Below are 26420 nucleotides of genomic sequence, written 5' to 3' on the forward strand. Positions count from 1 at the left end.
CAAATCAAAAATTTCAAACAATCAGGTCCCTGAAGCTGCGGATACCGGGCGTTCCCGGGGTGGTAAATCCTTCGCCGTAAGCCACGCCGATCATCTTCCCCAGCATTTTGGCCCGGTTCACCACGCTTTCAAAAAATACGGGACTGGAGATATAGGTCTGCAATGTCTCGTCCTGCTTCACGAGGAACTGGGTTTTGAAACAGCGGATGGCTTCTTCTTTCCGCGGCATAACGGTGGAGATATCAACGATAAAGTCGGGAGACAAATAGCGGTCCTGGATAAAGTGGAAAACCTGTTTGGGGCGCCAGGCTTCCTGGGGCTGCCCGTCCAGGCTGGTCTCCACCTTGATGAGACCGGAGAGGAAGCAGCTGTCGGTGATCAGCCGCGCTGCCCGCCCGTGGTCCGGATGCCGGTCTTCCGTAGCATTGGCAAGGATAATATCCGGCCGGTATTTACGGATCATCCGGATAACGGCCAGCTGGTGTTCCCGGTCGTTCCGGAAAAAACCGTCAGGCAGACCGATATTTTCCCTTACGGCCAGGCCCATCACACGGGCCGCCTCGGCAGCCTCTTCCCTCCGGGTATCGGCGGTACCGCGGGTCCCCAGCTCTCCTTCGGTAAGATCGGCCACCCCTACCTTCATGCCCTGAGCCGCATGGACCATCAGCGTTCCCGAGCAGCCCAGCTCTACATCGTCCGGGTGGGCGGCGATGGCGAGAATATCTAATTTCATCCGTTAATATTCGTTTTTTAGGGGTATGAGACAAATAAAAAACATTGAGCACAAAGTAAATCATCAAATCTCCAAATCATCAAATCTCCAAATCAAAACTAATTATATCTCCCGAAGTAATAAAAGTAGGGATCGGTCTGCATCTCCCGGACGATGTTCTCGATATCGGAGTCCTGCTGCCGGTCGTAAGGCGTCTTGAGATTGCTGCCGAAGAAAAAAGCCACCGTCTGCCAGACCCGCGCCGAGAAGCCGCCTTTCAGCTCCCGGATAAGATTATAGCAGTTATCCCCGGTTTCCCGGTAGATGAGCTTGATCAGCACTTTTCCCTGGTAGACCGAAAGGTCTTCCAGCTTGCTACCGAACTGTGCTTTCAGCTCTTTCTCCTTTTCCTTCAGATAAGCCCTGCGCTCCTTTTTACCGTGTATGGTGGCCAGGTGGGTATCTACATCCTTCAGCACGCTCGCCGCGGCTTTGGCGTAGGGGTAGGTAACGTATACGGCATTGCGCAGACGGCTCCATTCCCGTTGCCGTTGGCGCCAGCGGCGGGGGAGGCGGTCGAAGATCAGCACACCCGGCAGCGTGGCCGCCAGCATGGAATCCCCGCCCTCCACAATCACACTTACCGGTATGCTATCGGTGGCGGCCCGCTGCGCCTCTGCCGGCTCAAAAGCCATGCAAAAACAACCCAGCAAAATGATCGTGACAAACAACCTCGCCATAAATCCTTTTCGCAAATGAGAGACGGATATAAAGATACGAATTCACTTTTTACTCCTCCGGTGCCAGCGGAAAGCCCCGGTCTATCCAGTCGGCCTTGAGGTTACGCGGCAGGTTGAGCAGGCGGGGATTCCGGAAACCCATGGAAAGAAGGGTCTGGAAGGCCGGCCGCACGTTGGGGCAGTGTTCAAAAGGACAACAACCGCAGTAGATGATCACCGGCTTTTCACGCGGCAGATCAGCCAGCATCTTCTTTAGCCGGCCGAGACCTTCTTTTTCGCCTGCAGGTCCCGCCACCCGGGCGCCGGATATAACCCCTGCAGGTCCGACATCGATGACCACCGGACGTTGCGATATGGGCAGCTGCAGCTGCGCTGCCAGCACAGAAGGCTCCACCAGCTGGGCCTGCGTCCAGGGGACCGGGGACGCCGACTGGGAACGGGCGGTATACCCGGCAACGATCAGGAAACAGGCGAAAAAAAATCTTTTCATAGCTTGATTTTTAGTTACCTGGAGGGCATTCCCGCCGCTTTTCGGACCAAAGGACCATAGACGCATGCAAAACACGCCGGGCTATTTTCTTTGCCGCACCCGCTGACGGATACACATCAGAAATCCGGCGATCATGGTCAGGATACCCAGCCAGAGCACGTTGATATAAGGGAAAACATAAGCCTTCAGCACGATATAATCGTCCGAAACGGTATCGGATTGTTTCACCGCCAAACGGATCTTTCTCTCCTGGGGAAGTATTTGCTGGAACTTGACGTACAGCGACAGCTGCGGGATGGTATCGGCAATGCTGTACTGGTAGCTCGAATCCCGCAGGTAATAAATCGGCATCGCCGTAAAGGTCTCATCCTGCTGCGTATATACCTTCAGATCGGCGCCGATGGCCATATCGCCGGGCTCCGGATGATATTTCGGAGACTCGGGACGGGTATTGATCCGCTCGAGCAGCATATATCCGTTGGAGAAAAAGATGGTATCCCCCGGCTGCACATCGTGCATGACGTACTGCGCCGTATCTTTCTGCTCCGACGGGTGCACGGCCGTAACGTAGGTAAAGATATCGCGGTTCCAGTAATGCTTGGAATCCGGGTTGGGAATCAGCCCCTCCTGCCCCTTCGGGTTGATAAAGGCATCGGGATACAGGTGAAAGGCCTCGGCCACCCTGTCCGAATCACTCAGCTTTTCATACCATACCTTATAATAGGTCTTGGGATCCCCTGCTGCAGTGGAATCGCCCTGGTAGGTAACCCGGTAATCCGCCATGTGCATGGGCGTATTCCGGGGCAGGTAGATATTCTCCCTCGACGTATGCTCTTCAGGGCTACCTTTGCCGAAATAACCCTCCAGCACGCCCAGCTGGTCCAGCGAAATGGTCTGCTGCCGCGAGGAGGAGATCAGGATCCCCAGGAGCATGAGACCAAAGCCGACATGAGCCACCGAGGCGCCGGCGGCTTTCATTTTGCCTTTCAGCGCTACCGAAATATAGGCGGCATTGGCCACAACGGCATATACAGTGGCATACAGCAGCAGGTACAGCGCGATCAGAAAGCCGATGCCGTGCGCCCGGTAGTTGATGCCGCCGAAAAAGGCCAGGAGGGTTGCCAGCACCGCGGCTACAACGGTCGGCACGCCTATCTTGCGGAGAAAATATTGACGGGGTGTGGATTTATACTTCAGGTATTGCACCATGGCCGTACCGAGGGCGATCAGCACGCCTACGAACACCTGTATCTTGTTGTAATGAAACTTCTGGTCCACCGGCGGCGCCATGTCGAGACCGAAAAGCTTGTTCCATACCGGGATAGACGTGGTAAAGGTGATGAACAGGGCGGAGAGAAACAGCACCAGCGATCCGATAAACATCCAGAACTCCCGGGAATGGGTCGCTTCCTCCCGTTGGATGGCCGGTATCTTTTTGTAATAACGGATAAAAAGCCAGATGGCCGGCAGGGTAAAGAGGGCCATGTATACCAACAGCTGCCCGCTCATACCCAGGTCGGTGAAGGCATGCACCGAAGTATCGCCCAGGATGCCGCTGCGGGTGAGGAAGGTAGAATACAGGATCAGTATAAAGGTGATGAAGAAAAAGAAAAAGGTGGACCGCAACGAGTGACCGGAGTGCTTATAGATCAGCAGGGTATGGATACCCGCCACCAGGGTCAGCCAGGGCACCAGGGAGGCGTTTTCCACGGGGTCCCAGGCCCAGTAGCCGCCAAAGGTCAGCGACTCGTAAGCCCAGGCGGCCCCCATCATGATGCCGGTGCCGAGGATCATGGCGGAGAAAAGCGCCCAGGGCAGGGCAGCCTTCACCCAACCCCCGAAATCTTTCTGCCAGAGTCCCGCAAAGGCGTAGGCAAACGGAATGATGGTAGAGGCAAAGCCGCAGAACAATACCGGCGGGTGGATCACCATCCAGTAATTCTGCAGCAGGGGGTTCAGCCCGTTTCCGTTGGTAAGATGACTCACATAATCGCTTCGTCCGAACAGCGGCATGTTGGGGTTAGCGTGCCGGAACAGGATAAACGGGTCGCTGCCCACCTTGTACCCGAAAAAGTAAATGCCGAGCAGCATGGAGGCCAGGCAGACCTGCGCAAAGGAGACTACGCCCATCACCGGCGCTTCCCATTTTTTGTCCGTACAGATCAGCACCGTACCCAGAATGCAGTGCCAGATGCTCCAGAGCAGGAAGCTCCCCTCCTGCCCTTCCCAGAAGGCAGACAGGAGATACTTCGCCGGCAGCTGCTGGTTGGTATGTTCAAATACGTAAAAGTATTCGTAACGGTGGCTGACAAAAAGATAATAGATGGTGGCAAAGACGGCAAAGACGGCGCCCAGCTGGATAAAGAAAGAAGTGCGGGCCAGCCTTTTCCAGGACCGTATCTGCGTCTCTTCTTTGGCGCGGGTAGCGGCAAAATAGGCTACCGTGGCCACCATGGAGGCTGTAAAAGCCAGCAAAACAAAGAAATGACCCAATTGCCCCGGTAAAAGGTGTTCTCCGATATACTTTGTTTCCATGCCGCCGTTCCGTGCCGCTGTCCGGCGCTATCCTGTCAGGGACAGACGCGGACATCAACGATTTTAAAAAGTGAAATAATGTAAGCGGAGCTTCCGCCTCAGAGCTGGGCCTGCTGGCTCTCCTTTCCGACCGCCACCTGGTCCTGCTTGTATTTGGACGGGCATTTCATCAGGATCTTGGAACAATGAAACTGCTGATCCTCGCCCATACGCCCGGTGAGCACGATCCGTTCGGACTTTTCAAAATCCGTGGGTTTGGTCCCGGTAAAGATCACCTGCTGCACCTGGCCGGTTTTATCCTTCACATAGAAGCTGAACAGGTTGGCATCCTTTTGCGGATTATATTCCATGGGCCTGCTCTTTTCCAGCTCCCCGATCACCTGGAATACCCTGTCCGGATTTTCCTTTGCCGTAGAAAAGGTTTCGTAAGTGCTGAAATCTCCCACCAGGCTGATGATAACCCCGATGGCGACGGCGATGACGACGAGTAATATAATATTGGACTTTTTCATTATAGCATGCTGCTTTCCCATGCAAAATTAACACAAAAAGGAGGTTAAAAGCGACAAAAATGTTAATGAAATGATAAAAGCCGCGATAGGTTATCTTTGCAGCTCAAAAAGAAGTATGGACCTGACTCATTTCGATCCGAACGCGCCCGCCTCCAGCCATCAGAATATTTTCGGGCTGCCCTTCGGAGAGGAAGACGCCCGTGTGGTGATCCTGCCGGTACCCTGGGAGGTCACCGTCTCCTATGCGGCGGGCACGGCGAGGGCGCCGGAAAAGATCTTCACCGCCTCCATGCAGGTTGATCTTTACGATGCGGATGCGAAAGACGGATGGAAAAAGGGCTTTTTTATGCGTCATCCGGATAAGAACATCCTGCTGAACAGCGATGTCATGCGAAAGCAGGCCGAGCTGTATGTCCACTGTCTGCTGGAGGACGGCAATCCCGGGGAAAACGCTTTTCTGAAAAATAACCTGCAGAAGATCAACGAGGGGTCCGAAAAGCTTAACCAGTGGGTATACGAACAGACCAGGGCCCTCCTGGACCAGGGTAAGCAGGTTGTCCTGCTGGGCGGCGACCACAGCACGCCCCTGGGTTATTATAAGGCCATTGCGGAGAAGGAGGGCTCGTTCGGCATCCTCCATATCGATGCGCACTGTGATCTCCGGGAAGCTTATGAAGATTTCCGGTATTCGCATGCCTCCATCATGTACAACGCGCTGAAGGAAGTGCCCGCCCTGAAGAAGCTGGTGTCGGTAGGCATCCGGGACTTCTGTGAAGAAGAGCTGCAGGTAGCCGAAAACGAAGGAGAGCGGGTGAAGCTGTTTTTCGACCGGGATATCAAGGAGCGGCTTTACGAAGGAGACAGCTGGAAAAGCATCTGTGATAAGATCATTGCGGCCCTGCCGGAAAAGGTGTACCTGAGCTTTGACATCGACGGGCTGGACCCGCGGCTTTGTCCCCATACCGGCACCCCCGTACCCGGCGGGCTGGATACCGACCAGGTCTTTTACCTGTTAAAAAGGATGCAGGAAAGCGGCCGCCGGCTCATCGGTGCGGACCTGGTGGAAGTAGGCTTCGCCCCGGAAGAATGGGATGCCAATGTGGGCGCGCGGGTACTGTTTAAACTGTGCAACCTGCTGGTGAAAGAGGTTTGAGGTTTGTACCTTAACCTTTCACCTTTCACCTGTTACCTTTTACCCTTAACCTCTACCGGCCCCATGACCAGCGACTACCCCATCGAAACCGTGAACCCGTATTTCAAAAACCGGCGTCTCAGCATTATGGTGCTGCACCTCTTCACCGGTTTTCTGCTGCTCAACATTTTCAGCGAATGGCACGCGCTGAAGAGCGAAAGCGCCGTTCCCTGGCTGGTGTTTGTGCTGGGCGTCGGAGAAATGGCTTATGCGCTGCTGGCCTTCCGCTGGCTGAAGGGCGCCCATATGGCCGGCGTGCTGATCCGGCTGCTGGCGGCCTTGGTATTTTTTGTTTACGGCGTGGGATTATGGCAGCGTGGACATCCGGCCATCGCCGCCTGTATGCTGGCGGTGGCGCTGTTTTCCCTGCTGGTGGCCCTGCTGGAGAACCGGTGGAAGCGTCCTTTTATCATCCGGCTTGCGGAAGAAGGCGTCTGGTTCCCCCGTCTTTTCCGGGATGAGCTATTGCGCTGGAACCGGCTGAATCGCGTAATTTTGCGGGATGATGTGCTGACCCTCGATTTTAAAAACAACCGGGTGGTGCAGCTGATGACACGGACAAATTACAGCGGGGAGCAGCAGGATGAGCTGAACGGATTTGCCGCCTCCCGGACAGGCGCTCCACCCCGGCCGGAGAAAGATTCCGGCAGATAAGGAATGGAGCCGGTTACTGACTTTAAATGACTGACGCTTGAACTTAAGACATTCACCATATCTGTTATACTCAGACGGGCAGGGTAACATTTTCGAAGACCGCAGCCTGTATGCCACCGGCCGCAGCGGCTGGGATGCCCTGCCTGTGCCGGACAACCAGTGGATACCGCTGCCGGAGGGCGGCCAGCTCTACGAGCTGCCGGGTCGCCGCGGCATCGGCGTGGATGTCCGCAGCGGCGAGATGCGGCTTTGCGAAAAAGGCTGGGCCGTCGCAGCTTTCCTTCCGCCGGCGCACAGCGGCTTTTTTCTGTCTGCCTACGAAACCCTGCCCGATGCCCCTACCCTTCCTCTGTTCTGCTATACGGCGGCGGGGTGGTACGGCGACGGCTTTGTGGTACCGGCCTGCCGGATCGAACAGGATATCCGTCAGGAATGCGGCGGGTTCGACGCCCAAAAAGTACAGACGGGGGTGGCGCAGCTGCTGCAGACTTATCCGCACAACCGCCTGGTAAAGCACCTGGGAGAAAACTGCGCCCTCACCTATGAATGTCCCGCCGCGCGCAACTTCTTCCTGGGCCGCTGGGAATGCCCCATTCCCTCATCGCCGGCCTGCAATGCCAACTGCATCGGCTGTATTTCGTTCCAGCCGGAAGAAGAAAACATCGTCTCCACCCAGGACCGGCTCAGCTTCCGTCCTACCGCAGAAGAGATCGTGGAATATACCGTTCCCCATCTGGAAACGGCGCCTTACCCGATCGTCAGCTTCGGACAGGGTTGCGAGGGCGAGCCCCTGCTGATGTGGGAGACCATCCGGGAGGCCATCCTGGAGATCAGGAAACATACCTCGCGGGGCAGCATCAACATCAACACCAACGGCAGCCGTCCGGATGCGGTGGAAAAGCTGATGCAGGCCGGGCTTGATAGCATCCGCGTCAGCACCAACAGCGTCCTCGAAGCCGTATATACACCCTATTACCGGCCCAACAACTACCGGTTTGAAGACATCGTAGAAAGCCTGCGCGTGGTCAGGAAGCACGGAGGCTGGAGCGCTATCAACTACTTTGTATTCCCCGGTATGACCGACCGCGTTGCCGAGTACGAAGCCCTGCGCAAGCTGATCCGCAGCACCGGTCTGAACATGATCCAGTGGCGTAACTTCAACATCGACCCGGACTGGTACCTCGGTCGCATCAACGTCGCCGACACCGGTGAATGCCTGGGTGTGGAGCAGCTGCTGCGGCTGATACGCGAGGAGTTTCCCCAGCTGAAATTCGGCTATTATAATCCGCCTATGGAAAGGATCCGCGGCGACTACACGAAGGATTTCGCCCATTGAGGAAGCGGGAAGACTTATTCGAACTTCATGGGTTACCCGAGCTGATCTCCGGGAGTTCGTCGTTAAGCGGAGAAGACATGTCCGGACATCATCCCGGACCTGAATGACATCGGGTCCAAACATTATCCCGGATTCGGCCCGGGGTCTTTTTAAAGGAGGGGAAAGGTTTTAAAAAAGGCGAAGCTTCATTATTCACGCACACAATCTGTATACAGATGATCGAATATAAAATTGAGAACGACCTAAGCGTCGAGGAATTCAGGGATGTCCTGATCCGGTCCACCCTGGGAGAAAGAAGACCTGTTGACGATCCGGAACGGCTGCAGCGGATGCTCGAACATGCCAATCTGATCGTTACCGCACGCGAGCATGAAATGTTAGTCGGCGTATCCCGTGCGCTGACCGACTTTTCCTACTGCACCTATCTTTCCGACCTCGCTGTCGACCAGGCTTACCAGCGACGCGGCGTCGGCCGGGAGCTGATCCGGCATACCAAGTTGGCGGCGCCCCAGGCCAAGCTGATCTTACTGGCTGCTCCTGCTGCCATCCATTACTATCCCAGGATCGGCATGACCCATCATGAATACTGCTACTACCTGGATGAGGTGGAAAATCTGAATTGAAAGGGGCCTTTACAATTATTAACGATAAATCAGAGACAGAATTGAGTTACTATTTTGCAAGGGGAGTATCGCTTTGTGGGATAGCATCGCTGCACAAGCTGTTATTATGAATTGGTAGAGCGGGAGCTTCTTTTACTCCCTCTTTTGTTTTGGGGTAGGTTTTGACCAGCTTTAGCTTTTTGTTGAAATAAATTATTTACATCAATAGATGGTAAAATATATTTTCCAAAAGGCGCGTTAGCAGTTAGAGAAGAAATAAAACCTCTCAGGCTGTTTAATGCAATTGATACAGCAGAATATTGAAGTAATGCTTTCCTGTCTTTTTCTGTTAAAGTTGCAGTTTTAGATAACTCTAAAATCGCTACCCCTTCTGCAAAGATTGAATAACCAGGAGATTCAGTCTCACCCTGGTTAATTGCTGATTTTACAAATACTCGAGCACCGTCTTCTTCTTGAATTATTGCAAAATCAATGTCAATTAAATATTCACTAACCAGTTTTTGCACCTCAACATTTTCAGGTGGGGCAATAAACTTAAAAATGCTATTTATGATAGCAAAATCTAATAAAACTAACGGTGATAATTGAGCTTCCATTCTATGCTACTTTTAAAGCAGGATGATTTTTTAATGGTTCTATATCTTCGCTTTTGTAGTCAGGGTTTTTATCTATGCAAACCCAATAACCGTTTTTATCAGTCCAATTAGTTTGAGGAGCAAAACTTTGATAATTCTGCTCTACTTCCTCTTTGTAGTTTTCGGCGTTATGCTTGGCCTTGATTTCAAAACTTAAATTATAAGCATCTTGTATTTTAGCTAAGGTTAATAGGTTAATCAGTTTATCCCCTTGATATAACTGTGTTACATAACTTGCAGAAGTATCAATAGCTTTTGCCAATTCCTTTTTTTTAATTGGCTTTTCAGGATTCAATTTTTCCAATTCACTTAAAAAGCGAAACATAATCATTTTTGCCTCATGTTCTAATTCTTCTTCTTTGTTTTTAAAAGAAAAAAGATCTTCAAACTCTGGAGCAATACTATGTTTGTCTTTAAATTTCATAATTAAATCCTCCAACTTTTTCAACCAGGTTAATTTGCTCCTGATTTAATTCTTGAGTTTTTTTCTTTTCATAAAGTATAGCAGCTACAACAATAAATGTACCTTCAGCACTATGGACTTCTTTACAATAAATTCTATCATTTTCCTGTCCCTTGAAAAATTTCATTGCTGTAACATCTTTGCATTTGTCATTGATTTCTTCTTTGCTGTAAACTTCTGTGTTTCTGTGACCGCCTAAAATTATATCAGATATGAATTTTATTCAATTTTTTTTAAAATTATCTTATTCCAGAAAAGGTTGAAAAATTTGACCTCATAACAAATAATCATTATACAATTAAACCGATCACAAAATATCTGTGATTTTTGCAGACTAACAAATGAAAATTAATTTATGCAAAAAATAAACAAATTTTCAATTTATTTGAAATAATTAATTATCTAATCGTACTTATATATGATAAGTACAGCGCTATATTCAATGTTATTGGATTTAAGCTCATTCAAATGGGACTGTTGGTCTTCAATAATAGAGGCTCTATTGCCATTTGATAATTTTGCTATTCCGCGCATTTCGTCCACCGCTTCCCCCAAAGTTTGAAATCCCCCCCTTCTGCAATACTTTTGCACTTCGTTATCTTTGGTGATATGGAATTAGCAAAAAACTACGAGGCGGCGGCTGCCGCGGAAAAATGGTACCAGCACTGGATGGAACGCGGTTATTTCCGCTCCGAACCGGACGAAAGGACGCCCTATACGGTGGTGATCCCTCCGCCCAACGTGACCGGCGTGCTGCACATGGGACATACCCTGAACGAAACGGTGCAGGATATCCTCATCCGCCGCGCCCGCATGAAGGGATACAACGCCTGCTGGGTGCCCGGCAGCGACCATGCCTCCATTGCCACCGAAGCCCGCGTGGTCAACATGCTCAGGGAAAAAAATATCGAGAAAAGCAGCTTGAGCCGGGAGGAATTTCTCCGGTATGCTTTTGAATGGAAGGAAAAATACGGCGGCATCATCTACAGCCAGATCAGGAAGCTGGGCTGCTCCTGCGACTGGGAGCGGGTCAATTTCACCATGGACGACCACTATTACCGGGCTGTGATCAAGGTATTCACAGATCTTTACCGCAAAGGACTGGTTTACCGGGGGGCGCGGATGATCAACTGGGACCCCAAAGCAAAAACCGCGCTGAGCGACGAAGAGGTGGAATACAAAGACCTCGAAGGCAAGCTTTACTATGTCCGCTACGCCCTGGAAGACGGAGAAGGACAGCTGACCGGTGAAAGCATCACCATCGCCACACAACGCCCCGAAACCATCATGGGCGACACCGCCGTATGCGTGAACCCGGACGATGAGCGATATAAGCACCTCTCCGGGCACTTTGCCATCATTCCCCTGGTGAACCGGCGGGTACCGCTGATCTTCGATGATTATGTGGACCCCTCCTTCGGTACCGGGGCGCTGAAGGTAACGCCCGCCCACGACATCAACGACTATAACCTGGGGCTGAAATACAACCTGGAGGTGATCGATACCCTCAATGAAGACGGTACCCTCAGCGATGCCGCCCAGGTTTTTGTAGGGATGGACCGCTTCCTGGCGCGCGAAAAAACTGTGGCCGTCCTCCGCGAGCAGGGCCTGCTGGTAAAGGAAGAAACTTATCCTACCCGCCTCGGCTACAGTCAGCGTAACCCGGATACGGTAGTGGAGCCGCGCATCAGCACGCAATGGTTCGTAAAAATGCGGGAGCTGGCACAGCCTGCCCTGGAAGCGGTAACACAAGGGGATGTAAAGATCTACCCGGGCGACCGCTTTATGGCCACCTACAAATACTGGATGGAAAATGTGAAGGACTGGTGCATCAGCCGACAGCTCTGGTGGGGACAACGCATCCCCGCCTGGTACGACGGGGACGGGAATATCTATGTCGCCGAAACCGAAACCGAAGCGCTGCAGCAATGGGCGGAAGCCAACGGAAAGGAAGAACCTTCCCCAGCGGATGTGGGGCAGCTGCGGCAGGACGATGATGTGCTGGATACCTGGTTTTCATCCTGGCTCTGGCCCATGGAAGTTTTCCGGGGCATCACCGAGCCCGGCAATGCAGACATCCGGTACTACTATCCCACTTCCGTGCTGGTCACAGGGCAGGACATTATCTTCTTCTGGGTAGCGCGGATGATCATGGCGGGTCTCGAATACGAGCATCAGAAGCCTTTCCACGAGGTCTATTTCACCGGCATGGTGCGCGATAAGCTCGGCCGCAAGATGAGCAAATCGCTGGGCAACTCTCCTGACCTGCTGCAGCTGATCGATCAGTACGGTGCGGATGCCGTGCGCTTCGGCATCCTCATCTCCTCCCCCGCCGGCAACGACCTGCTTTTTGACGAGTCTTCGCTGGAACAGGGACGCTTTTTCTGCAATAAGCTCTGGAACGCTATGAAGCTGGTAAAGTTGTGGGAAGAACGGCAGGCGGAGATACCTGATGAGAATGATAATTTTGCCCTGCAATGGTTTGAGCACCGCCTGCGGGAAGCCTCCCGGCAGCTGGAAGAACTGTTTCGCGACTTCCGGCTCAACGAAGCCCTGAAGGTCATCTACAGCCTTATCTGGGACGATTTCTGCTCCTGGTACCTGGAATGGATAAAGCCCGCGCAGGGAGCGTCCATCTCCGCTGCAGCTTATGAACGCACAGTAAGCTTTTTTGAACAGCTGCTGCAGCTGCTGCATCCCTTTATGCCTTTCGTAACCGAAGAGCTTTATCATCTGCTCCGCGAACGCACCGAAGGGGACGACCTGATCGTACGGCAACTGCCGGCTGTCGCTGAACCGGATCCTCAGGCGCTGGAACAGGGACGCCTGGCACAGACCGTGATCACGGCGCTCCGCGATGCGCGCAACAAAAACCGGCTGAAGCCGCGGGACCCCATCACGCTGCATATCCTTACCGCTCAGCCCGCCGCCTACCGCGAGCTCGAATCCATCCTGGTACGGCAGGTCAACGCCGGCGCGCTGCACTATACGGATAAAGCCATCACCGGGAGCCTGACCCTGGTGGTAGACGCTGATAAATTCTTCATCGAAGCAGACAAACCGGCCGATACAACGGCCCAACGGGAACAGCTGCAAAAAGATCTCCTTTACCAGCAACAGTTTCTCGCTGCGGTGGAGAAAAAGCTGGGGAATGAGCGCTTTGTGCAAAATGCCAGCCCTGCCGTCGTGGAGAACGAACGGAAGAAAAAATCCGATGCCGAAGCCCGCATAAAAGCCATTACCGAGAGCCTGGAATCAGGCGAAAGGTAAAGAGTAAAAGGTTAAAGTCATTTTAAGAATCTCTTTTAAAACTGCAAAGGCACCGTCAGCTGCCAGCGGCCGCTGCGGTCCGGATAGAACCAGTCCGGATCCAGCAGATAGCTGTAACGGATCCCCAACGGAAGCTGCAGCACCCCAAAGAGCTGCACATCCAGGTACAGGGTACCGCCCACCGAGCGGAACATGCGGTTGTCGCCTCCGGCCCGGGCAGACAGGCGGGCCCTGCTGTAATCAAAAAATCCCTGGGCGCGTACCCGTTTCAGGTACAGCCAGCTAAACCCCACATCCGGATATAAAAGCGGCAGCTGGTAATTTACCCCTGCCCGCCATATTTGCCGGTAGGGCGCCTTTTCATAGCCGGCGGCATAGATAAAATCATCCGTATAAAGATATTCTTCCCGGCGATCTCGACGACCGTATCCCAGGTCGAAATACAGGCTGTGGGTAGGAAAAAGACCGGGGAAAAACAGGGTGGCCGCAGCCGTCAGCTGCGTTGCATACAGGCCGCCCATGCTGTGACGATAGGTCAGCAGCAGGGTCTGACCAAAACGGGGATTGAACTGCTGCGGGGCCGTAAACCGGGTATTGGTGAATTGCAGCGCCGGCGCCAGATAGGTAAAGGTATAGTTGCTGCCCTGCAGATGCTGATCCGGCAGAAACCGTACATAGTCCGCATGCAGGTTGGCCCCGAGGCTGAGGTAACGCAGGTAACGGCCGGTTGAGAAGTTGAACGGCAGCGTAAATCCGCCGGAGATATCCGTTTCGTTCCATACCACCTTGCGGTGCTGCGACGTATATTCGTACCGGTGAAACTGTTCTTCCACCGTGGCGTTGAGCATGGGATACCAGCCGCCGTATTGTACCTGGAAACGGGCAAATGGGTTTTTGTCGTTGAAGTTATAGCCGCCGCCGGCATTCATCTGCAAGGTGTTCAGCGTATTGCCGGACTGCAGGAAAATACCGGTTTCGGGAAACTCCGGCAGGGGCGACCAGCTGTGCACGCGAAACAGATGCTGTCCTTTTTTATAACGCGTAACCGCAAAGTCACGCGCCGGTATTTTAGCGCTGATATCTCCACCTTCCTGTCCCAGGGCCTCATCCACATAAGGATTCTGTACGCCGGCAAGCCGCGCCGTATCGAAAGGGGCCCAGGCGGCAGGGTTCCAGTCCGTTTGCAGCAGCCGGCTGCCCTCCAGCTGAAATTCGGAAAACAGGATACGCTGCTCCGCCGTGTCGGCGGCGGCCCCATAGCTGTCCCGCAACCGCTCCGTGACCCGGAATATCCGATGGTCCCGCAGCCGCACTGCATAGAGGTTTACTACAGCGCCGTACGCCGCAGGATACAGGACGTAATCCCCTGCGGGCACGGGCATGCCGGTGACATGCCAGGAAAAAGGGGTCAGGCGCTGCAGCCGGCCGGTCTGCAGGTCCACGCTCACCAGACCGGTCTTGCCCTCCCGGTCCCGTGCGGAGGCGTATACATGTGTCCCGTCTGCACTAAACTTGGGATAGCTGTAATAAAATCCTTCGGGGTTGGGCAGCCTTTTTTGCGAGGTTCCCGTGGCGGCATCCAGCACCACCAGGGCATAATGCAGGGTATCGCCGACTTCCAGCGCCACGATATGCTTTCCGTCGGCGGAGATGTCCGGGGCGAAAAGCCGGCTGCGATGGGTAAGGGTATGCGTACGGCGCGCGGATAGGTCAAAGATGCGGATGACCGAATAGGACCGCCAGCCCCAGCGGACATCGGGACGGGTTTCGGACCATACTATCTTATTCCCCCGGAAGGAGAAATAGGTATCGTCCGGCAGTCCCGGTCTTACCAGCACCTCAGTATGACCGGCGCTGTCTACCGCCACGATGGCTGCCGTACGGTCAAAGCCCCGGCGCAAGGCCAGCACCCTTCCGTCCGGCATCGGGTAAGGGTACAGGTAATCGGTGACCGCCCGCCGGCGGGGTACCGGCAGCGCTGACGTGGACGTTTCCGAAGTGTTTTTCCTTTGCTGCTCCCAGCGGTCGCCATAATAGCGGAAGGACTGCCGGTAGAATCCGGGGATCTTATGACCTGTATTCTCCTTCAGGGAAGCGGCCAGGGGAAAGATATCATAATGCAGCCATTTGAAGCCCTTCCGGCCTTCCTGCCCGTGGATATAACGGCTGTCCAGCAGCCCCTCATGCGCGATTTTTTCCCAGAAATGCATCCCGTATTGCTGCCGCCCGTAGGAGATCATCAGGTATCCCAGCTGGTAGCGGTTGTCCGGAAGACGATCCTTGTAGGAGCCGTTAAACACTTTTGCATAAGGATAATCCTTGTTTTCGAGATACATGCCCCGGAACTCATCAAAAAAGGCCGGCTGCCGTCCCCGTCCCTGGCTGCTGAGAGCGGTTTCCATAAATACGGCCTCGCCCTCCCAGAACCAACCTGGTATCAGCGCGCTGGTCGACGCAGCCTGACCGTTGTCTCCGAAAACGATGCCGAGGGTCCGGCCCACGCCGGCCCGGAAATTCATGTTCTGCAGGGCGTGGCGGTACTCATGGAGAGACAGCTGCTGCATCCAGTTCAGCGTTCCCAACGTAAAGGGATCCTGGGCCGGACCGCCTTCAAATTCCGAGCGGAAGGGCGACAGGGCCACATATCCGTTGGAATAGCTGACCCGGGGCTGGAGCACGATATCGAGCTTGCGCTGCCGGTCCCCGATGGATCGGCGGACCTGCGCATTCAGATAGGTGGCGGTGCCCGCTACCCGCCGGGCCTGCGTTTCCAGCCCCTCGGGAAAAATCACCCGCAGGGTATCGGTGTTGATCTGCCGCCATTTTACGGAGGGGGGATTGCCGCCGAAAACCTGTGCGGCGGCATATCCTGCCGACAGCAATACCGCGCACAACAGGAGCAGTCCTTTTCTGAAAGGCTGCCCAAAGAAAGATTTCCTCCCCGGGAAATTGTTTTCGGTCATACCGTTATCTGCTGTCTTTCCGTAAATCGGGTTACTGGCTACTGTCCTCAGCATTCGCTGAGGCTGATCGGTATTCGTACGGCAAGTCCCCCTTCGGAGGTTTCTTTATATTTGGAATTCATGTCCAGCGCCGTTTCCCACATGGTCCTTACCACGGCATCCAGGGAAACCTTGGCCAGATCGGGGTTGCTTTGCAGGGCCAGCTGCGAGGCCGTGATGGCCTTTACCGCCCCCATGGTATTCCGTTCAATGCAAGGCACCTGTACCAGGCCGCCGATCGGATCGCAGGTCAGCCCCAGGTGATGCTCCATGGCAATCTCCGCCGCCATGAGCACCTGCCGTTGCGTGCCGCCGAGACATTCGGTAAGACCCGCCGCCGCCATGGCGGCAGATACGCCGATCTCCGCTTGGCATCCGCCCATCGCCGCCGAGATGGTAGCGCCTTTTTTAAACAGGCTCCCGATAGCCCCGGCCGTCAGCAGAAACGGAACAATGCGCTCCGCGGCCGCCTGCTCTTCGCAAAAGACAGTCCAATATTGCAGCACGGCCGGGATTACGCCTGCCGCGCCGTTGGTAGGCGCCGTCACCACCCGTCCGAAAGCGGCGTTTTCCTCATTCACCGCGAGGGCGAAGCAGTTTACCCAGTCCAGCGTATATTTAAATCCCTGTCCGCCTTTCCGGGTGGCGGCTATCCAGGCCTCATACCCGTCATAGGCAGCGTTGCGGCCCAGTAATTTTTTATTCAGCGCCGCCGCCCTCCGGGCTACCCCAAGCCCGCCGGGAAGGGTTCCTTCGGTATGGCAGCCCCGGTATATGCAGCCGCTCATGGTTTCAAAGATATGATGCAATCCCGCACGGGTAGCTTCTTCCGGCCGCCAGCTGGCTTCGTTTTCCAGTACGATATCCGAGATATTCAGGCCTGTTTTTATACACCATTGCAGCAGATCGCGGGCGGTGTCGGTAGGAAACTGCAGCGTCTTTTCTCCGGCGGGAGGATGCTCCAGCTCCGTTTCCGTGGCCACAAAACCGCCGCCTACCGAGTAATAGGTTTCCGCGATGCTGTCCCCGCCTTCCAGCTCGGCGCCGAAGGTAAGGGCATTGGGGTGAAGGGGCAGGCTTTCCATGACCAGAAAAAGAATATCGCTGTCCGGATCGAAGGACAGCGGGACCGTTCCCTGCAGCAGCAGCTGCCGTCGCTCCCGGATAGCGGCGATTTTGGCACGCAGGCTGCCGGTGTCGAAGGTAACCGGGTCTTCCCCGCAAAGCCCCAGCTGTACGGCGATATCGGTACCGTGACCTTTTCCTGTTTTGGCCAGGGAACCGTACAGCCGGACCGTCACGCGGCGGACGCGGGGCAGGGCTCCGCAGGCCGACAGCTTCTCCAGGAAGCAGCGGGCTGCCTTCCAGGGCCCCAGGGTATGGGAGCTGGAGGGACCTATCCCGATCTTAAAGATATCGAATACGGAAATGTCTTCCTGCGCTGTCATGATGTATAGCTGTAATGATAAAGATAGCTTCGTTTCGGCGAACTGCCGCCGGCGACTTTTTCTTTTTAGAAAAAGTCATAATATCTATCAAGTTTAATATACTTTTCTGCCCTGTTTCATTATATTTGTCCGTATTATGTTGCATACGCAGACACTGGCCTCCCTCCTGAAACAGTATTTCTATGCCCAGCGGGTACTTCCCGTTCCCGGGCTGGGAACCTTTCGTGCGGGGACGGGGGAAAAGGCGGAGCAGGACGGGGCGGAAATGCCTGTCGAACTAAGCTTTACCCAGGATGCCCGGACGGAGGCGGATGACGCGCTCATCCGCTATATTATGGAAAAAACCGGGAAGATGCGCTCGCTGGCGCTTGCCGATCTGCAATCATTCGCCGGGCAGGCCCGTGAAATGCTGAATATCCGCCAGCCTTTTGATTTTGAAGGCATAGGCACGCTTTATATGGACCCGCGGGGACTTATCCACCTGCGGGAGGCGCCCCGCACCCGGGAAACCGCTGCGGCTCCCTCCTCCGCTCATCCGCTGAGCCGGGTAAAAGCCCATCCGGCCGGGAAAAAACGGACGGGCAGGAACCTGCTGCTTGCTTTGTCCTTTCTGTTCGTGGTGCTGGCCCTGCTGGCAGGATTTTATTTTTTCCGGATGCAGGGTATCCGGAAAGGCCCTTTACCGGCGCCTGCCGCCCCGCAGGAATCGGCGCTGGTGAAGCCGCAACAGCCTCCGGCAACCGATAGCGCCGCTGCTGCGACCGGTTTATTGCAATATGAAGTGGTATTCGAAACAGCAGGGAAAAGTCGCGCCCTGCACCGCTATGAGGAGCTGAAAAGCTGGGGACATCATATCCGCCTGACCACACATGATTCCGTTCGCTATACGCTCTCGGTGCCTTTCCGGACAGCCCCGGAAGACAGCAGCGCCATGAAAGACTCCATATTTATCCAATACGGAAGGCCCGTCTATATCCGTTTGCCGTAAGCCGTCGGAGAACGGCGCAGCCGTCAGGGCTCATAGCTGGTGACCAGGTGGAGGATCACCGGAGTTGAGGTATCGCCGGGCAATCCGCCGGCATAAAGCGTATAGATACCGCCTTCGCGGAAGGAAACGCTGGACGGGGGAGCCGTCAGGCTGTCCGTGACCGCAGATTTCAACGAGATGGTATAATTGCCGGGGTCCATTTCCAGGTACGCGCCTTTTGAAGGATCCTTGGCCACATCGGCAAACTCCCGGTCTTTAAATACAGGCGTATTATTGGCATACAGGGTAAGGGCGCTGTCGCCGGGCACAAGCTGCAGGAAGCGCACCCGTGCTTTTTCCTCCAGGGGAGTGGTGGTCAGCCCGTCATTCAGCAGCAGGTATTTGACCGGCCGGGTGGTATCATAGGCAAATATGGAGTAGGCCCGGTTGCCGTCGACGTCCACCGAGGCGTCCAGCAGGTTATAGACCGTATCACGGTAGATGGTATCGAGCACAACGGAGTCCGTCATGCTGACACTGTCGGTGACAAGGGTATCGGCGGTAATGCTGTCAATGATCCTCGCGTTTTGCCGTATTTCCAGGGAAGCGCTGCCGGATGACACATTGACATAGCCGGTCCTGTCCCCGAATCCCAGCGGGGCGCCGGTTTCCTTGCCGTTGACCAGCACCGTCAGAGGCAGGGTGTCGGGCGACGCCTGCACAAACATGATTCCGGAATTGGAAAGCGGGTCGTTATTGCGGTACTTGGTACAAGCCAGACCCGTAAACAAAGCTATCACAGACAGGGCACCCAGGGGCCGTACAATTCTTTTCACCATATGCTGCGCTCTTTAAGATAAGTTTTGTTTTACCGGATAATCAGCAAAACCTACTAAAGTGCGATGACCTGGTTATACAGGGTATCGGATCACAAAGATATTTAAAATGCGCCGATGCCGGGAGATATCGCCCGGCAGAGCGGCGCAAAAAAACATTTACTTAATATCCGCTTACATAATGAACCATGTAATCGGCCTTCAGACCAAGGCTGTCCGTATGGGAGGCATATCCCCGCAGGAAGAGGGTAAAGCCGCCGGCGGCATCGCTTCCGGAAAGGTCCACTTGATTATCGCCTGTGCTCTCATTGCTGTAGGAAGCCAGCGTATCGGTGGTTCCGGCTTTCGTAACGGTTAATTTAAACTTCCCGGGATTAATGGAAGTATACATATTATAGGACGAATTACCCGCATTATCCGCAAAAGTACGTCCGGAAAACTGCAGGGTGGAATCCAGGTACACGTCTACAGGACCGGCATCGGGGCTGAGGTTCATAAACCGTACCAGCACCTTTTGGGGGTTAAAATCGCTGTAATCGTCCCGGATGAACATCTTTTTGAGCGCAGCGGCAGAGTCGTACAGCACAACGGTAGCCGGCTCGCCCATGGACAGGGAATCATCGATCCGGATCACCGTATCCTTGCTGGCAACGTCGACCAGACGCATCTGGAAAGGACCGGCGCCCACCGCCAGGTAACCCTGCGTACGCTGCGGATAGGAAAGGGTTTTCCCGCCGGTAATATCCTGCCCGTTCAGCAGCACCTGCAGCGGGGTGGCGTCGGGTGAGGTCTGGATCAGGAAATAAAAGGCCTGACCATTGGGGTAAGGATTGTCGTCATTGCTCTTCAGACAGGCCGTCAGCAGGAAGAGACCGCAACAAGCCAGTGCACCAACAAAAAGGAGTTTCTTTTTCATCTGTGGTTTTTTGTTTTTTAAGGATCAGGTCGAACCTCGCTTATCCATACTTCCGTATACAGAAGACAGTATTATGCTCGGTTTCCTATAATTGTTTTCCGTTTAACCGCCCCCGGGACCTTGACTGTTTTGTTTCAATGTTTTACAGGATCCGGGGACCTTTCTCATGCGAGACAGCCATCCGGGCACAAACGCTGCATACCTCCGGAAATATCAGGGAGAAAACGCCAAAAGCCGGTAAATATTTTCCGGGCGGGGTAATTCCGGGAGCGTGCCCGGCCTTCCCCTCCTGCCCGGCGGATGCAAAGATAATAACTGTGCATTATTTTTCCCATTATCGAATGATTTACTTACCTTTGCAGCCTTAATTCCGGAGGGAATAACGTACGGGCATGAAGCCGCGACATCAATACGACATTGCTTTTGTAGGGCTGAAGCAGGGTGTGCATCATTTCGGTTATGATATTGATAACCGTTTTTTCGAGGCGCGGGAAACAAAACCGGATTTTGGCGTTTGCCAGCTGCAGGTGAACCTGACGCTGGATAAACAGCCGGGATTTTTCCTGCTGAAGTTCGAGGTAACCGGCGCTGTGGAAGTGATCTGTGACCGCTGCGGGGATCCCTTTATGCTCGACATCTGGGACGAGTTTCCCATGGTGGTGAAGCTGGTGGATGATCCCGATGCGCTGCCGCAGGATGAAGATCCGGATGTGGCCTATATCGCACGCACCGATTCCCACCTGCATGTGGAAGACTGGCTGTATGAATTTATCCTGCTCAGCGTCCCCATGCAGCGGATTCATCCCGATGGGCCCGACGGCCAGAGCGGCTGTAACCCGCAGGTGCTGGCAAGGCTTGATGCCATGCGGCAGCAGCAGGAGAAGACCGGGAATCCCATCTGGAAAGATTTAGACCAATTCAAGAATATTTAAAATCCGAATAAAATGCCAAATCCGAAAAGACGCCATTCCCAGCAGCGTTCCGCCAAACGCAGAACGCATTACAAGGCGGTAGCCGATACCCTGAGCACCGACGCTGCCAGCGGCGAAACCCATGTGCGCCACCGTGCCCACTGGTCTGAAGACAAGCTGTATTACAAGGGTAAAGTGGTCATGGAAAAACAACAGAGCAGCGCGTCATAATTTTGCTATCTTTACCGGGAAAATGATTAAACGACGCAGCGCATGATGGTCATAGGGCTTGATATGATGGGGGGAGACTTCGCCCCCCGCGAAGCGGTAAACGGAGTAAAATTATTTTTAGACAAACACCCCTCTCCTGCCGTTCATCTGGCCCTTATCGGAGACCAAGCGCAGGTCCAGCCGCTTCTGGATGAGGCCGGCATAGACGCTTCCCGTTACCGCCTGATCCATGCTCCCGAAGTAATCGGGATGCACGAGCATCCCACCAAGGCCCTGAAAGAGAAGATCCGCTCCTCCATCAATACCGGTCTGCATCTTCTCAAAGAAGGCAAGATCCAGGCTTTTATCAGTGCCGGGAATACCGGCGCCGTAATGGTCGGCGCGCTGTATTCGATCAAAAGCATGCCCGGCATACAGCGGCCCACCATATCCACCCTTGTTCCCCGTGAAGACGGCTCGACGGGTCTGCTGCTGGATGTGGGCGTGAATGCGGACTGCAAGCCCGAACACCTGGTCCAGTTCGCCATCCTCGGTACGCTTTACGCCAAAAACATCCTGAAGGTCGCCGATCCCGGCGTAGGCCTGCTCAATATCGGGGAAGAAGAAGGGAAAGGCAACCTGCTGTCCCAGTCGGCCTATCCCCTGCTCAGAGACAACAACAAGATACGCTTCGTCGGCAATATCGAAGGGCGCGACCTGTTCAGCAGGAAGGCCGACGTGATCGTCTGCGACGGCTTTACCGGCAATATCGTCCTGAAAATGGCCGAATCGGTCTATGACATCATGAACCGGCGGCAGATCCGCGACGAATACTTCGAGCTGTTCAACTACGAATACTACGGCGGCACGCCGGTGCTCGGGGTCAACGAACCCGTCATCATCGGGCACGGCATCTCCAAAGGCAGCACTTTTGAAAAGATGATCTCCCTCGCCGGAGAAGTGCTGGAGACCCGCCTGCTCGACAAGTTCCGGGAAAACTTCACCCCCGCCAAAGATTAACTTTTTTATCCGGCCGTAGCCGGCTTTTTTATGGACGCTGCGGATACTTTCGGCCTCAGCCGGCCTCTTCCGCTCCGGGCAATGCCCCCTGCCCGTGATCCGGGACCAACGGCAGCTGCACAAAGAAGGTAGAGCCGGTATCGGTTTCCGTCTCGAACCATATCCGCCCTTTGGCCCTTTCCACCATATTTTTGCACATCGCCAGGCCCAGCCCCGTCCCCGAACTTTTGGTGGTGAAGTTGGGCGTGAATATCCTGGCCCGCGCTTCTTCGGGTATGCCGGTACCGTTGTCGCGGATGGCCGCCACCACATGATCTCCCTCCCTTACCGCCGTAATGCTGATCAGTCCGTCGATCCGCTCTTCGGGAATGGATTGTACCGCATTTTGCAGCAGATTGGTAAACACCCGGTTGAGCTGCGTCTTATCAGCATATACATACAGGCGCTCTTCCGGCTCGTGGTATTCCACGCGCGCATTGGCATAGCCCCCGAAAAGCGAAACCACGGAATGCAGCACCTCGTTCAGCGAAAGCACCTCGTTATGTGCGTAAGCAATATTGGCAAAGGCTGAAAAGTCGGAAGCGATCTGTGACAGGTGCTCGATCTGCTCGATCAGGGTGCGGGCCACATTCTCCGCCAGCGACCGCACATCGGCATTGTCGCGCCCCATGGCTTTCTGCAGGTACTGCAGGCTGAGCTTCATGGGGGTAAGCGGATTCTTGATCTCATGGGCGATCTGCCGCGCCATTTCCCGCCAGGCGCCTTCGCGTTCGCTTTTGGCCAGCATGGCCGCGCTTTCTTCCAGCTTGTTCACCATCTTATTGTACTCCCGCACCAGCATGCCGATCTCATCATCGCGGTGCCACTCGATCTCCTCGTTCTGACGGGAAAGGTTCACCTGGCTGAATTTTTCGCTGATCAGCGTAAAAGAACGGGTGATGGAGTTGGTGATAAAGACGGCCAGCAAACCGGACAGCAGGAAGATAAACGCATTCAGATTGATCAGCGCCACCAGGAAGTTGGATATCTCCTGGTTCAGGTCGGTTTCCGAGGTAAAATACGGCCGGTTCAGGTAGGCCAGGGTTTCCCCGTTGTAGTCACGGATGGGCGCGTAGCTGGACAGGTAGTCCAGGTTGCCCACATCCTCCTTCTGGGTCACCTGCACCTGCTTCATATAGTGCAGCTTGTAATAGGCCAGCGGATCCATCTTGGCGGAAAGCAGCCCGTTCTCAAAGATGAGGTTCTGCGTGGTAATATCCAGGTTGCCGTCCAGGTCGTAGATGTTGATATCCACGCCGTGGGTATCGGCAATGTTCTGTATGGTGGTCTGCAGCCGGCTCTGGAAAGCGGGAGAATAGAAATGCTGCGTATCGTCAAACTCCAGGAAGTTATGATAGACCTTCTGCACATCCGCCAGGAGTATGTTGATATCCTTGCTCAGCTTGTCCCGGTGGTTTTTATCGTACCGGTTGATAAAAAAGGAGATGGTGGATACCCCCAGGATGACAAAGGCAAAAGCCACGATAAAGATGATCAGACCATGGATCTGCACCCGTATGGTGATCCGGATCATATCGCGGATGGCCGCCGGCCGCATACCGACGCGGATGAGCATGTCGAAAAGCCGGTAAATGCCCGCCAGCACCAGGAAGATGCAGAACATGTAGGCAAAGAGGGTGATGGCCTCGATCACATTGCGGTTCCGCCTCACGATCACCACCACTTTATCTTTGGTCGGCTTGTACCACAGCTGGGAGAAACCGTCTTCATCGCGATAGGAAAACTCCATCAGCGGCACGTCTTTCATGGACAGCTGTAACGGGAACGGGTAATCGTTGTGATTGCTGACCAGCTGCAGCTTGTCGTATACCGCATAGGAATATTTGTCCAGGTTCAGGTCCAGGTTATAATCCTCCGTTTTGGTCAGCAGCTCGGGGTACAGGCTTTCCTTTTTGAACGTCTTGGGGGTAAGACGGTAATACAGAAAGCCATCCAGCCTGCGCTGGGGAAAGTTATACAGCAGTACCGTATCATACACCGGCAGCCGGGCGATGTAGCTGTAATTGTTAAATGAGGTCTCGTGAAAATACAGGTTGGGAGAGCTCGAAGGCTCCGACCGGTTTTCCAGCACATAGTTGAAGGTTCGTATGCCGGTGGTATCCACGTTGTTGATAGCGCGGCCCGTATCATCGTAAGTATAAAAGCTGACTTCGTAGCGGTTGTCCAGCCTTCCGAAGTAGCTGGCCAGCAGTCTTTCTTCCAGATCGCGCTTATGGGCGGAATCGCGGGTAACGAGGAAATTGCGGAGCGGGGGATCCTGCAGCAGGTTGTTATTGATCACCTCAAGGTTGAATTCCAGGGTGGGGTCTTTCTGCTTGGACAGGCGGCGGGCTACCTGCTCCCTGTTCTCCAGCTCCCGCTGGTTGTTGTAATATACCAGTATGGCGGTGGTGGTGACTGTAAGCAGCAGCAGCCAGAAGATAAAAGGGATGGTGGAAAGCCCCGGGCTGATCCGCTGGTGGATGATGTCCAGTAGAAAGATATAGGCCAGCAGCCAGATCATCAGTCCTACGGAGTAACCCAGCTCCGGATTCCTTACCCGCAGCAGCAGCCATAGCAGTCCCACCAGACCGAGGATGATATATTTGGTGGTATACCGTTCCCCGGTCAGCTGGTCCAGCAGCCGGTTCACGATCTGGGAAAAGAAGAAAAAGCAGAAAGCGATCAGTCCCAGCACCACAAAACCGATAATGCTGTAGATGATGCTGAAGAAATTCAGGCTGAAGAAATCGGTAACGTCGAATGATATCTTGGAATCAATGACCAGCGTCTGTACGATATGGGAAAAAAACTGCCCTGTATAATACATGATAAACGACAGCGCCACCGTTAGCAGGTACTTCCAGCGCCGCGGCATCTCAGGCAGCTTCAGCCGGTCGCCCAGCTGTGTCCGGAAATACAGGATCAGCCAGAAGACCAGCACCACGTTGATAAAAAGATCGCCGAGGGATTGCAGGATATTGCTGGAGGCGTATATCTTCGGGTCAAACAGCGCATAGCTCCGGTACGCGAAGGGGAATACGCTGACATAGCTGATCAGCCGGATCAGGAACAAAAAGGCCGCCAGGAAGAAAAAACCGACCCAGGGATTGCTGCGCCGGCCGATAAATACGGCAAACAGGTTGACAAAGATCAGGATGCAGAGCGTGGCCAGCATTTTCAGGATACCGCTGATGCCGCTGGGCTGGAGCATCTGGCGGGTGGGAAGGTGCTCCAGGTAAAAAAGGGTGCGGCCGGTAACGGTGTGCACAGGCTGCCCTTCCCCCTCCTGATTGATCACATATTCCCTGCCGATGCGGGACAGCTGGTAATAGCGGTTGGGCAGGTAGCTGTTGGTGAAATAGTACTCCTCCTTTACGGGAACAATGCCCAGGATGTATTGCTGGCCGTCTTCGCTGAGATTTTTACGGATAATTTCGTAATACCCGCTTTTTAGCTTCTGGAAATGACTTCCTTCGGTCAGGCGGTGGGCGGTCAGCGATCTTGGATCCACGCTGTTGGTGCTCCAGAAGGTCTCCCATTCACCGTTGAATACAAAAAAATGGAAGTCGCTCTGGGGACGGGTGAGCCGTCGCAGGAGGGCCTCGTCATAATCCCGGTTCAGCAGCTGCCGCATCAGCGACGTATCGTCACAGAGCTTGTTAAATTCCAGCTCCCGGCGCTGCAGGTTTTTCTCCAGCGAGTTCCTGACCCCTGCGGGGGAAGAATAATACAACCAGTAATTGTTGACCAGGAAAGCAATGGTCACCAGCCAGGCTGCCGTAATGAGCAGATAGCCGTGCCGGAGAAAAAAGAGCCGTATTTCTTTTGCATCCATCAAGCCGGTGTAAATATACTAAGGATACGGTACCTTTGAGAACCCTATGCCGGAAGGCATAAAATGATTAC

Annotated in this window: 22 protein-coding genes; 9 read left to right on the plus strand and 13 right to left on the minus strand. The window is 54.2% G+C overall.

Going from position 1 to position 26420, the window contains the following annotated elements:
* Positions 1-13: 13 nt before the first annotated feature.
* The 5 genes from bshB1 to ABD851_RS07570 form a co-directional block, all read right to left on the minus strand.
* Positions 14-733 (minus strand): bacillithiol biosynthesis deacetylase BshB1, encoded by a 720-nt coding sequence (gene bshB1 / locus ABD851_RS07550; RefSeq protein WP_344977829.1) that lies wholly within the window; start codon positions 731-733, stop codon positions 14-16.
* Positions 734-831: 98 nt separating this feature from the next.
* Positions 832-1452, minus strand: a complete 621-nt coding sequence (locus tag ABD851_RS07555) for a DUF4294 domain-containing protein (protein ID WP_344977831.1) — start codon at positions 1450-1452, stop codon at positions 832-834.
* A gap of 49 nt (positions 1453-1501) precedes the next feature.
* Positions 1502-1942, minus strand: a complete 441-nt coding sequence (locus ABD851_RS07560; RefSeq protein WP_344977833.1) for a rhodanese-like domain-containing protein — start codon at positions 1940-1942, stop codon at positions 1502-1504.
* Positions 1943-2023: 81 nt separating this feature from the next.
* The gene (gene ccsA, locus ABD851_RS07565; RefSeq protein ID WP_344977835.1) at positions 2024-4477 is read right to left on the minus strand and encodes a cytochrome c biogenesis protein CcsA; all 2454 of its coding nucleotides are present in this window, start codon (positions 4475-4477) and stop codon (positions 2024-2026) included.
* Between the two features lie 98 nt (positions 4478-4575).
* Positions 4576-4989 carry a cytochrome c maturation protein CcmE domain-containing protein gene (locus ABD851_RS07570; protein WP_344977837.1) on the minus strand — a complete coding sequence of 138 codons (414 nt, stop codon included), beginning with the start codon at positions 4987-4989 and terminating at the stop codon, positions 4576-4578.
* 115 nt (positions 4990-5104) lie between these two features.
* Here ABD851_RS07570 and ABD851_RS07575 point away from each other — a divergent pair, with 115 nt between their 5' ends.
* The 4 genes from ABD851_RS07575 (at position 5105) to ABD851_RS07590 (ending at position 8794) form a co-directional block, all read left to right on the plus strand.
* Entirely contained in the window at positions 5105-6142 is a 1038-nt protein-coding gene (locus ABD851_RS07575; protein WP_344977839.1) for an agmatinase family protein, read from the plus strand.
* A gap of 63 nt (positions 6143-6205) precedes the next feature.
* The gene (locus tag ABD851_RS07580) at positions 6206-6835 is read left to right on the plus strand and encodes a hypothetical protein (protein ID WP_344977841.1); all 630 of its coding nucleotides are present in this window, start codon (positions 6206-6208) and stop codon (positions 6833-6835) included.
* A 37-nt stretch (positions 6836-6872) separates the two neighbouring features.
* Positions 6873-8171 carry a radical SAM family protein gene (locus ABD851_RS07585; protein ID WP_344977843.1) on the plus strand — a complete coding sequence of 433 codons (1299 nt, stop codon included), beginning with the start codon at positions 6873-6875 and terminating at the stop codon, positions 8169-8171.
* Between the two features lie 215 nt (positions 8172-8386).
* Complete coding sequence (locus tag ABD851_RS07590; protein WP_344977844.1) at positions 8387-8794, plus strand: GNAT family N-acetyltransferase; 408 nt, start codon at positions 8387-8389, stop codon at positions 8792-8794.
* A gap of 104 nt (positions 8795-8898) precedes the next feature.
* On the opposite strand, the gene ABD851_RS07595 is transcribed toward ABD851_RS07590, so the two are convergent.
* From ABD851_RS07595 to ABD851_RS07605, 3 genes are read right to left on the minus strand one after another with little or no spacing between them, the layout of a single operon-like run.
* A complete protein-coding gene (locus ABD851_RS07595; protein WP_344977846.1) occupies positions 8899-9390 on the minus strand; it encodes a hypothetical protein in 492 nt (163 codons plus the stop codon).
* 1 nt (position 9391) lies between these two features.
* Positions 9392-9853, minus strand: a complete 462-nt coding sequence (locus tag ABD851_RS07600) for a helix-turn-helix domain-containing protein (RefSeq protein WP_344977848.1) — start codon at positions 9851-9853, stop codon at positions 9392-9394.
* Positions 9843-10019 (minus strand): hypothetical protein, encoded by a 177-nt coding sequence (locus ABD851_RS07605; protein WP_344977850.1) that lies wholly within the window; start codon positions 10017-10019, stop codon positions 9843-9845. Before ABD851_RS07605 ends, ABD851_RS07600 begins: the two co-directional genes overlap by 11 nt.
* A 482-nt stretch (positions 10020-10501) precedes the next feature.
* Between ABD851_RS07605 and ABD851_RS07610 the strand changes: the two genes are divergently transcribed.
* Entirely contained in the window at positions 10502-13162 is a 2661-nt protein-coding gene (locus ABD851_RS07610; RefSeq protein ID WP_344977852.1) for a valine--tRNA ligase, read from the plus strand.
* Between the two features lie 35 nt (positions 13163-13197).
* Here the strand turns inward: ABD851_RS07610 and ABD851_RS07615 are convergent, their stop codons facing one another.
* On the minus strand, positions 13198-16125 hold the full coding sequence (locus ABD851_RS07615) for a hypothetical protein (RefSeq protein ID WP_344977854.1): 2928 nt from the start codon (positions 16123-16125) through the stop codon (positions 13198-13200).
* Positions 16126-16172: 47 nt separating this feature from the next.
* Positions 16173-17612, minus strand: coding sequence for an L-serine ammonia-lyase (locus tag ABD851_RS07620; RefSeq protein WP_344977856.1), 1440 nt, complete (start codon positions 17610-17612; stop codon positions 16173-16175).
* Positions 17613-17748: 136 nt separating this feature from the next.
* On the opposite strand from ABD851_RS07620, the gene ABD851_RS07625 reads away from it, so the two are divergent.
* Positions 17749-18600: a hypothetical protein gene (locus ABD851_RS07625; protein WP_344977858.1), complete on the plus strand. Its 852-nt coding sequence runs from the start codon at positions 17749-17751 to the stop codon at positions 18598-18600.
* Positions 18601-18623: 23 nt separating this feature from the next.
* On the opposite strand, the gene ABD851_RS07630 is transcribed toward ABD851_RS07625, so the two are convergent.
* Positions 18624-19418 carry a DUF4397 domain-containing protein gene (locus tag ABD851_RS07630; protein WP_344977860.1) on the minus strand — a complete coding sequence of 265 codons (795 nt, stop codon included), beginning with the start codon at positions 19416-19418 and terminating at the stop codon, positions 18624-18626.
* A gap of 160 nt (positions 19419-19578) precedes the next feature.
* Positions 19579-20331, minus strand: coding sequence for a DUF4397 domain-containing protein (locus ABD851_RS07635; RefSeq protein ID WP_344977862.1), 753 nt, complete (start codon positions 20329-20331; stop codon positions 19579-19581).
* 392 nt (positions 20332-20723) lie between these two features.
* Here ABD851_RS07635 and ABD851_RS07640 point away from each other — a divergent pair, with 392 nt between their 5' ends.
* From ABD851_RS07640 to plsX, 3 genes are read left to right on the plus strand one after another with little or no spacing between them, the layout of a single operon-like run.
* Positions 20724-21263: a YceD family protein gene (locus tag ABD851_RS07640; RefSeq protein ID WP_344977864.1), complete on the plus strand. Its 540-nt coding sequence runs from the start codon at positions 20724-20726 to the stop codon at positions 21261-21263.
* A 12-nt stretch (positions 21264-21275) separates the two neighbouring features.
* On the plus strand, positions 21276-21473 hold the full coding sequence (rpmF, locus tag ABD851_RS07645; RefSeq protein WP_344977866.1) for a 50S ribosomal protein L32: 198 nt from the start codon (positions 21276-21278) through the stop codon (positions 21471-21473).
* 42 nt (positions 21474-21515) lie between these two features.
* Positions 21516-22472, plus strand: a complete 957-nt coding sequence (gene plsX, locus ABD851_RS07650) for a phosphate acyltransferase PlsX (protein ID WP_344977868.1) — start codon at positions 21516-21518, stop codon at positions 22470-22472.
* 55 nt (positions 22473-22527) lie between these two features.
* Here plsX and ABD851_RS07655 read toward each other — a convergent pair whose 3' ends face one another.
* Positions 22528-26349 (minus strand): sensor histidine kinase, encoded by a 3822-nt coding sequence (locus ABD851_RS07655; RefSeq protein ID WP_344977870.1) that lies wholly within the window; start codon positions 26347-26349, stop codon positions 22528-22530.
* Positions 26350-26420: the final 71 nt, after the last annotated feature.

The sequence above is a fragment of the Compostibacter hankyongensis genome (assembly GCF_039541075.1).
GTDB lineage: Bacteria > Bacteroidota > Bacteroidia > Chitinophagales > Chitinophagaceae > Compostibacter > Compostibacter hankyongensis.

Excerpts from the sequence above, each read along its gene's own strand:
- ABD851_RS07590 (WP_344977844.1), top strand. The coding sequence starts at position 8,387 with ATGATCGAATATAAAATTGAGAACGACCTAAGCGTCGAGGAATTCAGG.
- ABD851_RS07625 (WP_344977858.1), top strand. The coding sequence starts at position 17,749 with ATGTTGCATACGCAGACACTGGCCTCCCTCCTGAAACAGTATTTCTAT.
- bshB1 (WP_344977829.1), bottom strand. The coding sequence starts at position 733 with ATGAAATTAGATATTCTCGCCATCGCCGCCCACCCGGACGATGTAGAG.
- ABD851_RS07620 (WP_344977856.1), bottom strand. The coding sequence starts at position 17,612 with ATGACAGCGCAGGAAGACATTTCCGTATTCGATATCTTTAAGATCGGG.
- ABD851_RS07595 (WP_344977846.1), bottom strand. The coding sequence starts at position 9,390 with ATGGAAGCTCAATTATCACCGTTAGTTTTATTAGATTTTGCTATCATA.
- ABD851_RS07640 (WP_344977864.1), top strand. The coding sequence starts at position 20,724 with ATGAAGCCGCGACATCAATACGACATTGCTTTTGTAGGGCTGAAGCAG.
- ABD851_RS07560 (WP_344977833.1), bottom strand. The coding sequence starts at position 1,942 with ATGAAAAGATTTTTTTTCGCCTGTTTCCTGATCGTTGCCGGGTATACC.
- ccsA (WP_344977835.1), bottom strand. The coding sequence starts at position 4,477 with ATGGAAACAAAGTATATCGGAGAACACCTTTTACCGGGGCAATTGGGT.
- ABD851_RS07580 (WP_344977841.1), top strand. The coding sequence starts at position 6,206 with ATGACCAGCGACTACCCCATCGAAACCGTGAACCCGTATTTCAAAAAC.
- ABD851_RS07575 (WP_344977839.1), top strand. The coding sequence starts at position 5,105 with ATGGACCTGACTCATTTCGATCCGAACGCGCCCGCCTCCAGCCATCAG.
- ABD851_RS07610 (WP_344977852.1), top strand. The coding sequence starts at position 10,502 with ATGGAATTAGCAAAAAACTACGAGGCGGCGGCTGCCGCGGAAAAATGG.
- ABD851_RS07635 (WP_344977862.1), bottom strand. The coding sequence starts at position 20,331 with ATGAAAAAGAAACTCCTTTTTGTTGGTGCACTGGCTTGTTGCGGTCTC.
- ABD851_RS07605 (WP_344977850.1), bottom strand. The coding sequence starts at position 10,019 with ATGAAATTTTTCAAGGGACAGGAAAATGATAGAATTTATTGTAAAGAA.
- plsX (WP_344977868.1), top strand. The coding sequence starts at position 21,516 with ATGATGGTCATAGGGCTTGATATGATGGGGGGAGACTTCGCCCCCCGC.
- ABD851_RS07615 (WP_344977854.1), bottom strand. The coding sequence starts at position 16,125 with ATGACCGAAAACAATTTCCCGGGGAGGAAATCTTTCTTTGGGCAGCCT.
- ABD851_RS07655 (WP_344977870.1), bottom strand. The coding sequence starts at position 26,349 with ATGGATGCAAAAGAAATACGGCTCTTTTTTCTCCGGCACGGCTATCTG.
- ABD851_RS07600 (WP_344977848.1), bottom strand. The coding sequence starts at position 9,853 with ATGAAATTTAAAGACAAACATAGTATTGCTCCAGAGTTTGAAGATCTT.
- ABD851_RS07570 (WP_344977837.1), bottom strand. The coding sequence starts at position 4,989 with ATGAAAAAGTCCAATATTATATTACTCGTCGTCATCGCCGTCGCCATC.
- rpmF (WP_344977866.1), top strand. The coding sequence starts at position 21,276 with ATGCCAAATCCGAAAAGACGCCATTCCCAGCAGCGTTCCGCCAAACGC.
- ABD851_RS07555 (WP_344977831.1), bottom strand. The coding sequence starts at position 1,452 with ATGGCGAGGTTGTTTGTCACGATCATTTTGCTGGGTTGTTTTTGCATG.
- ABD851_RS07630 (WP_344977860.1), bottom strand. The coding sequence starts at position 19,418 with ATGGTGAAAAGAATTGTACGGCCCCTGGGTGCCCTGTCTGTGATAGCT.